This is a genomic window from Geomonas anaerohicana, from assembly GCF_016458305.1.
GTDB lineage: Bacteria > Desulfobacterota > Desulfuromonadia > Geobacterales > Geobacteraceae > Geomonas > Geomonas anaerohicana.
This window is the reverse complement of record NZ_JAEMHL010000001.1, coordinates 440920-454408: the sequence shown is the minus strand read 5'-3', so window position 1 is coordinate 454408 and position 13489 is coordinate 440920. Positions and strand designations below refer to the sequence as shown.

Genomic DNA, 13489 nt, shown 5'->3' with positions numbered 1-13489 from the left:
GACCTCCGTGTCCTCTGTGTTCCGGGTCTGTTTATTGTTTTTCCGGCGCCGCAGGCGCCTCTTTCTTTTCCAGCGTGAAATCGGCGGCGATGGGGGCTGAGACGTCCAGGTGCCCCTTCAACTCCTTCACCGGCACGCCATCGACCAGCAACTGCACCGCTTTTACCTGCGGGAAATTGGCGACCACGGTGTCGACCACGGAATACACAGCAGTCATCTCGGCAGAACTCCCCTCGGGCAGGCTCTCCACCAACTCCTTGGAGAAATCGACCTTTACTACGTCCCCCTTCAACTGCGCCCCGAGCACCTTGGCGTTATGCGGCAGGGTGGGCGCCAGATCCCCCAAAGGCCCAACCACCAGTTCGTCGACGACGCTGGCGATCATGTCGTCGGTGGTGTCCTCGACCGCGATCTCACGCCCTTCACGCGCCAGCGAGGTGCCGTCCTGGTTGGAGAAGAACAGCGTCACCACGCGGGTGTCGACCTGCTCGGCCGGCGCGGCAGGCGGCGTCACCTGGGTCGCCGTCCGGTATTTCCTGAACACCAGCAGGCCGACCACCACCGCGAACACGAGGAAGGCGATCAGCAGGACGCCCTTGGCCCTGTTAGTACGTCTCTTCACCGTCCCCTCCTTCTTCCTGTTCCTGCTCCAGGCTCACCTGGTAGACGTCCCCCAGTTCGCCGCCGAGGAACCGGTTGCCGACCCTGATGAAACCGGCCGGGATGTCGGTGACGTAGTAATGGTGGTTGCCCCGCTCGGCCTCAGGACGCAACAGCCCCTGTTCGGTGAGGATCTGCGCCACGGTGCGGGCGGTCTCGGCCGCCGAATCCACCAGGGTCACCTCAGGCCCCATCACCTGCGCGATCACTTCCTTGAGGATCGGGTAATGGGTGCAGCCCAGCACCAGGGTGTCCACCCCCTGCGCCTTCAAGTCCTCGAGGTAGATGCGCGCGGTCATTCGGGTCACCTCGTTGTCCACCCACCCTTCCTCGGCCAGCGGCACGAAAAGCGGGCAGGCACGGTTCACCACCTCGATGTCCGGGTTGATGCGCTTGATGGCCTTGGTGTAGGCGGAGGAGGCCACGGTGGCGGCGGTGCCGATCACCCCGACCTTGCCGGTCCTGGTCGCGGCGGCAGCGGCGCGGGCGCCGGGCTCGATCACGCCCACGATGGGGATGTCGAACTCCTGCTGCAGCGCGGCGAGCGCCACCGCGGAAGCGGTGTTGCAGGCGACGACGAGGAGCTTGATGTCGCGGTTCAACAGGTAGCGGGCGATCTGGCGCGAGTAGCGGATCACCGTCTCCGGTGACTTGGTGCCGTAGGGGACCCGGGCGGTGTCCCCGAGGTAGATGGTGTCCTCCTGGGGGAGCGTCTGCACCACTTCTTTAAGGACGGTCAACCCGCCCACGCCGGAATCGAATATCCCGATTGCTTTCCAGGCCAAAATCTTTTCTCCAATACTTCTTATTGATGCGACTCTTCGCCACCAGGAGGGGACTGGCTCCGCGAGGTGCCTGTCCCCTTTTCCTTGGAAGACGGCTGAGCTGAAAGAAGCGTTCCGCTAGAGGGACAGGCACCTAACGCAGCCAGCCCCTTCTGCCGCACCCCACCGTAGCGCGCAGCGCGAAGGCGGGAAGTATCGCATGTTATTAAATTCTCAGATGGAATGTCAAGGTTTACGACACGAAGAGCATCACCAGGGGAGGCGCCAGGAAAACGGCGGGAAGCAGGTTGCCCACCGGGACCCTCTTGACCCCGAGCATGTCCAGCCCGATGGCGAGGATGAGAAGGCCGCCCACGGCGTTCATTTCCTGCACCACCACCGGGGTCAGGATCTGCTGGGCCAGCGTCGCGGAGAGGGTGATGGCGCCCTGGTAGGCAAAAAGAGGAAGCGCCGAAAAGAGCACGCCGGCGCCGAGGGTGGAGGCGAGCGCCACCGAGGCGATGCCGTCCAGCGCCGCCTTGGCGTAGAGGATGTCCGGGCGGGAACCGAGTCCGTCCTGGAGTGCACCCATGATGGCCATGGCCCCGACGCAGTAGAGCAGGCTCGCGGTCACGAATCCCTCGGAGATCCTGCCGCTCCCCTTGAAGCGGTCGCCGATCCAGTTGCCGAGGGCTTCCAGGCGCGCCTCTATGCCGAGCAGCTCCCCGATGATCCCCCCGCCGATCAGCGAACCTATAATAATCATCGGTTGCTGGCTTTTGAAAGCGAGCTGGATGCCGATAAGTAGTACGGCAAGCCCGAGTCCGGCCATGACGGTGCCGCGCACCTTGCTGGAGATGAGGTGCCCCGCCTTAAGGCCGAGGGCGCTGCCGATAACGATTGCCGCTGCGTTTACCGCCGTTCCTTGCATGATCATCGGGCAAAGATAGGAAGTTCTCGGTGCTAAGGCAAGCAAAATGAACCACCAGATTAAGACAAAGATTAAGATTTAGGATAGGCTTTTCTTAATCTCAATCTTAATCTTTATCTGTCGTACCGCGTTTGAGGAAAGTATACAAAAATATAACACGATTCCAGGATTGACATTCTAAAGGGAATCTGCTTTTATATGCCTCCCTTTGAATACACAATTAACCCCTCAAAAATTAAGGGAAAATTGGTTTTACCAATACAGCGCCAGCTGTTTTAAAACGGCGATAAAATTTCCACCATTTGTTTTAGTCTCGGTAAAAAAATACCCCCACTAAAGGAGAGGAAATGGAAGCACGGAAATTCAGGAAGGTGATGGCAGCTAACCGCGGGGAGATCGCAATCAGGATCTTCCGCGCCTGCACCGAACTCGGCATCAGCACGGTTGCCATCTATTCGGAAGAGGACAAGCTCTCGCTGCACCGCTACAAGGCTGATGAAGCGTACCAGGTCGGCAAGGGGAAAGCCCCCATCGACGCCTACCTCGGCATCGACGAGATCATCGCCCTGGCCAAAAAGCGCGATGTCGACGCCATCCATCCCGGTTACGGCTTCCTGGCCGAAAACGCCGAGTTCGCCGAGAAGTGCGAGCAAAACGGCATCGCCTTCATCGGACCGACCGCCGAGATGCAGCGCGCCCTGGGCGACAAGGTGGCCGCGAGGAAGGTGGCCAAGGCGGCCGGCGTCGCCACCGTCCCCGGCACCGAGGAGCCCATCGTCCACGAGGAAGACGCCCTCATCTTCGCCAAGAACCACGGCTACCCGATCATCATCAAGGCGGCGGCCGGCGGCGGCGGTCGCGGCATGCGCGTCGCCACCAACCAGAAGGAGCTCCTGGAGGGGCTGCAGTCCGCCTCCTCCGAGGCGAAGGCCGCCTTCGGCGACCCCTCGGTCTTCCTCGAGCGCTACCTGAAAAACCCCAAGCACATCGAGGTGCAGGTGCTGGGCGACGGTTACGGCAGCCTGGTGCATTTCTACGAGCGCGACTGCTCCATCCAGCGCCGCCACCAGAAGGTGGTCGAGTTCGCCCCCTCGCTGGCGCTCCCCGGCGACACCCGCCTCGCCCTGTGCACCGACGCGCTGAAGATCGCCAAGCAGGTCGGCTACCGTAACGCCGGCACCGTCGAATTCCTTTTGGACGAGGAAGGGCGCTACTACTTCATCGAGATGAACCCGCGCATCCAGGTCGAGCACACGGTGACCGAGATGATCACCGGCCGCAACCTGGTGCAGGCGCAGATCCTGATCGCCGAGGGGAAACGCCTCTCAGACCCGGAGATCAACATCCCCAACCAGGGCTCCATCGAGATGCGCGGCTTCGCCATCCAGTGCCGCATCACCACCGAGGACCCGACCAACAACTTCGCCCCCGACTTCGGCACCCTGACCACCTACCGCTCCTCCGCCGGCTGCGGCGTGCGCCTCGACGCCGGCAACGCCTTCACCGGCGCCCAGATCACGCCGCACTACGACTCGCTGCTGGTGAAAGTCAGTTCCTGGGGCCTCACCTTCACCGAGGCCGCCCACATCATGGATAGGAGCCTCCAGGAATTCCGCGTGCGCGGCGTGAAGACCAACATCGGTTTTCTGGAGAACGTGATCACCCACCCGGTGTTCCTGGCCGGCGAGTGCAACACCTCCTTCATCGACCAGCACCCGGAGCTCTTGGTGATCCCGGAGAAGAAGGACCGCGCCAACAAGGTGCTCAACTTCCTGGGCGACGTCATCGTGAACGGCTCGGCCGGCGTCGCCAAACCGCTGCGCTCCGCGGACCTGATCGAGGCGGCCGTGCCGCAGATCGACCTCTTCGCCCAGAAGCCCAAGGGGACCAAGGACATCCTGCGCGAGAAAGGGGCCGAGGGGCTCGCCAAGTGGGTGCTGGAGCAGAAGAAGCTTCTCCTTACCGACACGACCATGCGCGACGCGCACCAGTCGCTTTTGGCCACCCGCGTCAGAACCTATGACCTGTTGAAGGTCGCCGACGCCACCTCGCACCTGGCCAGCGACCTGTTCTCCCTGGAGCTGTGGGGGGGCGCCACCTTCGACGTCTCCATGCGCTTTTTGAAGGAAGATCCCTGGCAGAGGCTGCACGCCCTCACCGAGGCGATCCCCAACGTCCTGTTCCAGATGCTGCTGCGCGGCTCCAACGCCGTCGGCTACACCAACTACCCGGACAACGTGGTGCAGCGCTTCGTGGCGCAGGCGGCGGAGTCCGGCGTCGACGTCTTCCGCGTCTTCGACTCGCTCAACTGGACCCGCGGCATGCAGGTGGCCATGGAGGCGGTACAGAAGTCGGGCAAGATCTGCGAGGCCGCCATCTGCTACACCGGCGACATCTCCGATCCCACCCGCACCAAGTACCCGCTCTCCTACTACGTGTCCATGGCCAAGGAGCTGGAGAAGATGGGTGCCCACATCCTGGCCATCAAGGACATGGCGGGCCTGTTGAAACCCTACGCCGGCTACCAGCTGGTCAAGGCGCTCAAGGAGGAGATCGGCATCCCGGTGCACCTGCACACCCACGACACCTCCGGCAACGGCGGGGCGCTGCTCTTGATGGCGGCGCAGGCCGGCGTCGACATCGTCGACGCGGCACTCTCCTCCATCTCCGGCCTCACCTCGCAACCGAACCTCAACGCGCTGGTGGCGACCCTGAAAGGGACCGAATTCGACCCGCAGGTGAACGAGCGCGGCCTGCAGCAGCTGGCCAACTATTGGGAGACGGTGCGCGACTACTACGCCCCCTTCGAGTCGGGACTGAAAAGCGGCACCGCCGAGGTGTACCACCACGAGATCCCGGGCGGGCAGTACTCCAATTACAAGCCGCAGGTCGCCGGCCTCGGCCTCATCGAGCGCTGGGAAGAGTGCAAGGAGATGTACCACAAGGTGAACCTCCTCTTCGGCGACGTGGTCAAGGTCACCCCCTCCTCCAAGGTGGTGGGGGACATGGCCATGTTCCTGGTGAAGAACAACCTGGAGCCCGAGGACGTCTTCGCCCCCGGCGCCGACCTCGCCTTCCCCGAGTCGGTGGTCGGCTTCTTCAAGGGGATGATCGGCCAACCCTACCAGGGCTTCCCGCAGGAGCTGCAGAAGATCATCCTCAAGGGGCAGGAGCCCATCACCTGCCGCCCGGGCGAGCTTTTGGAGCCGGCCGACTTCGAGAAGGAGCGCGCCGCCGCCGAGACCAAGGTGGGGCACCCGGTGAACGACGAAGAACTCATGTCCTACATGATGTATCCGAACGTCTACGTGGAATACGCCAAGCACCGCCAGGAGTTCTCCGACGTATCGGTGATTCCGACCCCGATCTTCTTCTACGGCCTGGAGCCGGGGCAGGAGACCTCCATCGAGCTCCAGCCGGGCAAGACGCTGATCGTGAAGCTCAACGCCATCGGCAAGACCCAGCCCGACGGCACCAAGAAGATCTACTTCGAGCTCAACGGCAACGCGAGGAGCGTCACCGTGCGCGACCAGTCGGTGCAAAGCGACGAGTGCGGCCACGAGAAGGCCGACAAGGGCAACCCCAAGCACGTCGGCGCGCCCATGCCGGGCAAGGTGATCAAGCTGAATGTGAAGGTCGGTGACGCGGTCAAGGCGGGCGACATCCTCGCCGTCACCGAGGCCATGAAGATGGAGACCAACATCAAGGCCAAGGAGGACGGCACCGTCGCCGAGGTGAAGTGCAAGGAAGGGGGCAAGGTCGAGAAAGAGGAGCTCCTTTTCGTAATGGCATAGTAAAATTCAGTACTGTCACAAGGGGGGCTCTGCCCCCCTTTTTTTGTGTTCCAATTGCCGGCGCCAAATCATTGGCGCCCCCTGTAATCACGCCGGTTTTAACTGCTTAAAATTAGTGCAATCTGCTGGAGACCTCCCCATTACGGTATTTTCATGCCGACCACCCCCTTTTCTCCACATAGTTTTCCACAGCTGACGTGGATAGAAGAACTACTGCCAGCCGCAGTCTACACCGTAAACGCCGCTAAAGCATTGATAGTTGTCCACTTTGCCCCCGTCTGCGCCAGAATCGACAGTAAATTGACGCTGCGGCTGTTCCCCTGCTTCCGGCGCGGGGCGGGTCCGCAGTTTCCCGCCGCTGAGAAGTCTTTCAATACTGGGCACATACAAATCTTCTCTCTCATAAAATTAGTTAAAGCTCTCATAAGAACTGGCTTTTCTATAAAAAACAGTTAAAGTATTGGCAAAAACAAATATTAAAAGCTCACATCTAAGTTGTTATTGGCACAAGAAGGTTTATAAGAATCTGCATGACTGACGAGGCTGCCAGCGAGGCAGCGTGCCGGAGCAGGGACTGTGACAGCAGCCGGGACCGCGAACCGGCTGCCACCGGAGCGTTTGTGCTTTTCACCAGCATGAAGACGAAGATGACCCTGGCCGTGTTCCTCCTGGTCGCGGTGCTGATGGCCGTTTCCGCGGTCGGGTCGTACCTGTTCTTCGAGAAGACCTTCAAAGAAAGCATCTCACAGCAACAAGCCCTCCTCCTGGACTCGTTGGCCGCCCAAGTCGACGACCGGATCTTCGACTTCACCCAGGTGCTGCACAACCTCTCCGGCCGCCTCGGCGCCGATGCCGTGGACCACCCCGGACAGGCCCAGCGCATGCTCGATGCCGAGCAGAAACAGCATGCCTTTTTCGACAACTCGCTCTTCCTCTTCTCCGCCTCCGGCAAACTGGTTGCGGCCACCCCGCGGAACCTCAATTTCATCGGCACGGACTTCTCTTTCCGCGAGTACTACAAGGAGACCGTGAAGCGCGGCACCACCTACATTTCCCCGCCCTTCGCGTCGCTGCAGAAGCAAAGCCACCCCATCATCATGTTCACCGTCCCCATCTTCAATAAAAACCGCCAGCTCGCCGGCATCGTCGGGGGGAGCATCGATCTGCGCGAGCAGCACTTCCTGCGCTCGCTGGCGAACCTGAAGCTGGGCAAGAGGGGTTTTTTGTCCCTCTACGACAGCCGGCGCAACGTCCTCATGCACCCGGACAAACGCAGGGTGCTGCGCCAGGATCCTCCGGGGACGAACCTGATGGTGGAGCGCGCCCTGCAGGGTTTCCAGGGCACCGCCGAGACCATGGCCCGGATCGGCATCCCCGTGCTGCGCTCGGTGAAGCGGCTGAAGTCGACGGGGTGGGTGCTTGCGGTCAGTTATCCCATAGAGGAAGCCTACGCCCCGGTCTATGCGGCCAGAAACTATTTCATCGCCGGCTCCCTGGTCGCCGCCCTCCTGTCGCTGTGCCTGGTCTGGCCCTTCATGCAGTACCTCACCAGGCCGCTGGCCTCCTTCACCAGACACCTGGAGCTGCTCCCGAGCATGGGGGACCTCTCGCAGAAACTGGCTCCGGTTACCTCCGACGACGAAATCGGCCAGATGGCCCGCACCTTCAACACCATGCTCCTGGAACTGGAGCGTTCCGCAGACTTCTACCTGACCCTGTTCGATAATTTCCCCGCCATGATCTGGCGCGCCGGCACCGACAGCAAGGTGAACTACTTCAACCGGACCTGGCTCGACTTCACGGGGCGGGATCTGTCGGAAGAACTGGGGGACGGCTGGGCCACCGGCGTGCACGCCGAGGACATGGGATACTGCCTCAAAACCTACCGGGACGCCTTCGCGCAGAGGGCACCGTTCCAGATGCAGTACCGTCTGCGCCATACCGACGGCAGCTACCGCTGGATCATCGACATGGGGCGGCCCTTCAACGGGCTGGACGGCAGGTTCGCTGGGTACATCGGGACCTGCTACGACGTGACCGAACGACTCGAGGCCGAGGAAGAGAGGAGGGCACTGGAACACCAGTTGACCCAGTCCCAGAAGATGGAGGCGATCGGCACCCTGACCGGCGGCATCGCCCATGACTTCAACAACATCCTCACTGCCATCATCGGCTACAGCACCATGATGCAGGTCCAGCTGGAGGAGGATCATCCCCTGCAGGGGAAGGTAAGCGAGATCCTGCGGGCATCGGAGCGGGCCGCCAACCTGACCCGGAGCCTGTTGGCCTACAGCAGAAAACAGGTGACCAACCCGGCCCCCGTGGGGCTGAATGCCATCTTGGTGAACCTCGAGGTCATGTTGCGCCGCCTGATCCCGGAACACATCGAGGTCAGGATACAGGTGGGGGGCGAGGAGCTTTCGGTACTGGCGGATTCGGGGCAGATCGAGCAGGTGATCATGAACCTGGCCGTGAACGCCCGGGACGCCATGGTCGACGGCGGCATACTGAGCATCGCGACCGACCGCATCATGCTCGATCAAGAGTTCGTGTCGGCGCACGGCTACGGCGTCCCCGGGAGCTACGCCCTGATCACGGTGGCCGACACCGGTGTCGGCATGGACGAGAAAACCAGGGACCGGATCTTCGAGCCCTTTTTCACCACCAAGGAGCCGGGCAAGGGGACCGGCCTGGGGTTGGCCATGGTGTACGGCATCGTGAAGCAGCATTCCGGCTTCATCAACTGTTACAGCGAGTTGGGGCACGGCACGGTATTCAGGCTCTACCTTCCCCTGATCGATCTCCCCGCGCCCGGCGAGAGCGTCGCCGTCGACGATGCCGTGCATGGCGGCGAGGAGACCCTGCTCCTGGTCGAGGACGACGCGGTGATACGGGACATGGTGCGGGAGCTGCTGCAGGATTTTGGCTACCGGGTCATCACGGCGGTGGACGGGGTCGATGCCGTGGAGAAGTTCCAGGCGGCTGCGGGGAGTGTGGCGCTGATCATCATGGACGTGATCATGCCGCGCATGAACGGCAGGGACGCCTACCAGGCCATCTCCGCGCAGTCCCCCGGCGTCAAGGTCATCTTCATGAGCGGCTATACCGCCGACATCATCACCGACACGCTCACCATGGGCGATCCGCGTCATTTCATTTCCAAGCCGATCAAGATCAACGAGCTGCTGGCCCGGGTGAGGGAGCTGCTGGACGAAAACTAGAGGCCGTTCTAGGTTCTACGTTCTACGTTCTACGTTCGACGTTCTAGGTTCGGGAGCGGGAGCGAGGTACTGATGTGAGGAAGGTGTGCTCCCCTCGCCCTTTGGGAGAGGGGCGGGGGTGAGGGCATTGCACGAGGCAGGTGAGGTGCAGATGGCATCGCCCTCACCCGCCCTACGGGCACCCTCTCCCGGAGGGAGAGGGGTAAGAGAACTAACGTAGAACGTAGAACCGGTCCTAGATCTTCTTTACGGCCGCCAGCAGCTCGGTCAGGTTGAGTCCCTGCTGCACCGGCTCGGCGAAGGCGCCGGCACCGGCGCGGTAGAGGTCGAAACGCGGGGCGCGCCCGGCCTGGTCGTTCACCAGCCGCGACGCCACGATCCCCGCCTGTGCCAGCTGCGGCTGGGCGCAGCAGTTGGGGCAGCCGGAAATGGCCCAGCTAAGCTTGAGCGCCTCTGCCCCGAGCTCCGCCACCACGGCCGCCGCCACGTCGCGGGTGGCAGCAAGCCCCATGATGCACTCATGGCTGCCCGGGCAGACCCGGAACACGACCCGCTCCGCCACACTTTCATTGGCAAAACCCGCCTGCGCCAGCGCCTTGAGCGCCTCTTCCCGCTCACTCCCCTCAACCAGGTGCATGACCACGGTCTGGTTCCCCGTGATCATGAGCATGCCGCCGCAGAACCTGGCGGCGACATCTGCCAGCGCAGCCAGACCGTCGGCCGCCAGCTCTCCTGCAAATACGTGCGCCTCCAGACGGTCCTCGACCGCTGCCGGCACCGGCACCAGGCTCCCGGTGAGTGTCGGTGCCGACACCGGCAGTTCTGCCAGCTCGTCCCCCAACACCCTGCGCCGGAACTCCTCCTGTCCTATCTGCCCCACGAGGTACTTCAGCCGCTTGGGCGGCGGCGTGTTCGCCTCGTACTCCACCAGCACCCGCTCGATGAGCGGTATCAGGGCCTCCTCGGCTACGCCTTGCACCAGCAGAAATCCGGGCTGGGGTTCGCGCCCGAGCCCGCCAGCCGCGTAGACGTCGTAGCGCGCCCTGCCGTCGTCGGAGGCCGCGGGGACGAAGGCCAGGTCCTGGATCAGGTGCCTCTTGCTGGCGGTGTCCGCCTCGACGCCGATCTTGAACTTCTTGGGGAGCTTCTCGAAGCGGGGGTTACCGGTGAAATGCCGGTGGATCTTCCTGACCAGCGCCTCGAGCGCCGGGGCGCCCGCGGCGGAGAGGCTGCCGCAGATGACGCCGCGCACGGCGCCGCCGCAGGCACCGCGGTTGTAGAGACCCACCTGCGCCAGTTGTCCTGCCACCACCGGGAGGTCCGCCTCGGTGAGCCAGTGCAGCTCGATGCTCCCCCTGGTGGTCAGGTGGACCAAGCCACGTGCGTGACGACCGGCCAGCTGCGCCACCTTGAGGGCCTGGTCGGCCGAGATGATGCCGGCGGGAAGCTTGACGCGCTGCATGAAAAATTCCTTCTGGCGCTGGGGGTAGATCCCCTCGAGGCGCAGGTTCTTGTCGGTCATGATAATGCTCTCCTGGTACGTCTGGTCTGCCGCGAGCCGGTGCGGCCTCCCGATACTACACTTTTTAGGCTGGCACCGTCATCTCAAAATCGTCTCGGGGGTAACTGGGTGCGGGGGGAACGACGGGAGGGGAAGCCGGAGGAGTACCAGCGGGGGTGGAAGCGGCGAGTTGCTGCCGCGGTCAATGTGGCGCGTGGAAGATGCGGAAGGACGTCCGCGGCCGGGCGGGTCCGCTGACTGGCTCGCCAACGGAACGGGTGCTGCCGTCTGACTAGACGACCCGGTCCCGACCGCCGCTCTTGGCCTGGTACAGGTTCAGGTCGGCACGCTTCAGGACCTGCAGCAGGTCGTCGTCGCTGTGCTGTACGTTGGCGACGCCGGCGCTGGTGGTGACCCGCAGGGTTTCGCCATCGACCAGGAAGGGCTCTTCGCGGATCAGCGACCAGATCTTGTGCGCCACGCTGAGGGTCTGTTCGCGCCCCGATCCCGGCAGCACCACCAGGAACTCTTCGCCTCCGAAGCGCCCGACGGAATCGTAGCTGCGTAAGGATGCCGTCACCCTTTCCGCGAACTGCTGCAGCAGGTGATCGCCGGCCAGGTGACCGTAGCGGTCGTTCACCTGTTTGAAGTGATCGATGTCGATCATGATGAAACCGACCTCAGCGTCAGCCAGCCCCTTCTCCCTGCGGCGCAGGGCGCGCGCGAACTCCCTGCGCCCGATCAACTCAATCTGCCGCTTGTTGAAAGTGCCGGTCAGCCCGTCGATCAGGGTCTGCTTCCGGAGAATCTCCTGGGTTTCCTTCAACTCGTTGGTGCCGCGTTTGATCAGCACGAAAGAGATCCCGAACACCGTCATCAGGATGCCGCACAGCGCCCCCAGTGAAACGAGCGCCGCGTTCATGGTCTGCTGATGGTACTTGGTGACGTCGATGTAGACCTCGAAGCTGCCGATTACCTTGCCGCGGGCGCGGATGGGGATATAGGTCTCCACCACGTCCACATTGAATTTAAGTTCGTCCGCGAGATCCTTCACCTCTTCCTTGCGCTCGAGCTTGGAGTCGAAGGCGCCGGCGAGGGCGCGGGCGAGCCGCTTGTTGCCGCGGTTCACCTCGCCGATCAGCTTGGCCTCAGTGCTGTACACGATGCGGTACTCGGACGAATAGATCTTGATCTTGACGATGTCGAATGGGGCGAGGAACGTCCGGAGATCCCGGTCGAGGATGAAGAAATTATCGGGCGACACCTCGACGGCGACGGTGCCGTCGCTCTTGACCATGGTGAAGCGCGCCTTTTCATCCTCGGAGAGGGCGGTGCTGACCTTGATGGCGTCCTCTTCCGCGCTGGCCACCAGGTTCTTTTGCAGAACCTGGTAGAAGGCGTAGCCGGCAAGCGAGGTGATGACGATGATGGAAACAAGGGCGACTGAGACGAACAGGCGCAGCAGGCTATCTGGGTCCTTCTTGGCGTCGGCCTGGAATATGGTGGGGAATAGCTTCACGGTCAGTCCTTGTCCGGGTAACCCGGGCATCGTGCGATCAGGCCCAGCGCCAAAGGGACAGGATCAGCACGATCAGAAATACGATACTCAGGTTCATGTAGGCCATGAAGAAGAAGACCCGCTCATGCAGCGGAGCCTTGCGTTGGGTCACGTCCGCCAGGCTCCCGACGTCGGGCATGAGCAGCACCTTGTCCGACCCGTGCGGCGCCAGCTTGAGCGCCTCGCTCAGGTCCTCGCCGGCATGGTGGCGCCCCATGTGCACCCCCTGTTTCCACAACCGGCTGGCGCTCGCGTCGTAGAGCCTCCCCTCGTAGGCGAAGTAGGCGGGGCGCCCCTCCTTGCCGTCGAATGAGGTCAACTCGTCCAGCGTCAGCTCCTTGCCGGCCGGCAGCGTCACCGGCTCGCGGCGTTTCCCCTTCAGCTTGGGTCCGATCACCAGCACCACGTAGGCGGCGGAGAAAACCATAACCAGGTAGAGGGATATTTTGATGAGCAGCAGCAGCCCGAAGCGGGTGTGCAGCAGCATGTCCAGGGAAGTGACCCGGAAGTGGGTGAGGATGGCCCCGGTGATGCCCATCACCACCATGGAGAGCACGCCCACCTTGACCTCGCCGCGCGGGAGCCCTCCCGCCGCATAGGCGGGTTTGAGCACCAGGTGCACGTAGAGGATGGTGCCGAACCACAGGATGGCGATCAGCATGTGCAGGTAGCCCGCCACGAAGCGCACCACCTTGCCGGCCGTGGCGACCCGCGGTGCCTCGGTTTTCGCGGCACGCGAGGCGGCAAATTCCTTGCCGGCCGCGGTGAGTTCGCCGCCCCCTGCGGGATCGACATGGCAGGCGTTGCAGCTCTTCCCGGTCTGTTGGGCGTAGATCTCTGTGGCACTGGCAGGGAGGGCCGGAGCGGCAAGAGAAGTGAAGAGCAGGAAAAGTAACGAGAGAAGCAGACTTTTCATGCCGACTGTATAGCCTTATTCACCAGTAAAGTCAACAAATTGGGGTGCTTCCCGGTGCGGGCCTCGCGCACCCGGCGACGCCCCGCGGCGGATAGTCTGCCCAAACATGCGGCATCATTCATCAAATCTATCTCTCTCCCGTCC

The 13489-nt window shown here is 62.7% G+C and carries 8 protein-coding genes; 2 read left to right on the top strand and 6 right to left on the bottom strand.

Translation table 11 applies throughout. The annotated features are described in order from the left end of the window. Positions 1 to 31: 31 nt before the first annotated feature. The 3 genes from JFN91_RS01880 to JFN91_RS01870 all read right to left on the bottom strand — a co-directional run bounded on the left by JFN91_RS01880 (position 32) and on the right by JFN91_RS01870 (position 2355). Entirely contained in the window at positions 32 to 622 is a 591-nt protein-coding gene (locus tag JFN91_RS01880) for a GerMN domain-containing protein (RefSeq protein WP_199387516.1), read from the bottom strand. After that, entirely contained in the window at positions 606 to 1445 is an 840-nt protein-coding gene (murI, locus tag JFN91_RS01875) for a glutamate racemase (protein ID WP_199387515.1), read from the bottom strand. Before murI ends, JFN91_RS01880 begins: the two co-directional genes overlap by 17 nt. 232 nt (positions 1446 to 1677) lie before the next feature. After that, positions 1678 to 2355 (bottom strand): DUF554 domain-containing protein, encoded by a 678-nt coding sequence (locus JFN91_RS01870; RefSeq protein WP_236014867.1) that lies wholly within the window; start codon positions 2353 to 2355, stop codon positions 1678 to 1680. A gap of 347 nt (positions 2356 to 2702) precedes the next feature. Here JFN91_RS01870 and JFN91_RS01865 point away from each other — a divergent pair, with 347 nt between their 5' ends. Both JFN91_RS01865 and JFN91_RS01860 read left to right on the top strand, forming a co-directional pair. Then, complete coding sequence (locus tag JFN91_RS01865; protein WP_199387514.1) at positions 2703 to 6149, top strand: pyruvate carboxylase; 3447 nt, start codon at positions 2703 to 2705, stop codon at positions 6147 to 6149. 530 nt (positions 6150 to 6679) lie between these two features. Then, positions 6680 to 9370, top strand: coding sequence for a cache domain-containing protein (locus JFN91_RS01860; protein ID WP_215907240.1), 2691 nt, complete (start codon positions 6680 to 6682; stop codon positions 9368 to 9370). A 235-nt stretch (positions 9371 to 9605) separates the two neighbouring features. Here the strand turns inward: JFN91_RS01860 and JFN91_RS01855 are convergent, their stop codons facing one another. The 3 genes from JFN91_RS01855 to JFN91_RS01845 form a co-directional block, all read right to left on the bottom strand. Then, positions 9606 to 10892, bottom strand: a complete 1287-nt coding sequence (locus JFN91_RS01855; protein WP_215907239.1) for a nitrite/sulfite reductase — start codon at positions 10890 to 10892, stop codon at positions 9606 to 9608. Positions 10893 to 11163: 271 nt separating this feature from the next. Then, positions 11164 to 12390: a GGDEF domain-containing protein gene (locus tag JFN91_RS01850; protein WP_328745383.1), complete on the bottom strand. Its 1227-nt coding sequence runs from the start codon at positions 12388 to 12390 to the stop codon at positions 11164 to 11166. A 37-nt stretch (positions 12391 to 12427) separates the two neighbouring features. Continuing rightward, positions 12428 to 13345, bottom strand: a complete 918-nt coding sequence (locus tag JFN91_RS01845) for a CopD family protein (protein WP_199387512.1) — start codon at positions 13343 to 13345, stop codon at positions 12428 to 12430. Positions 13346 to 13489: the final 144 nt, after the last annotated feature.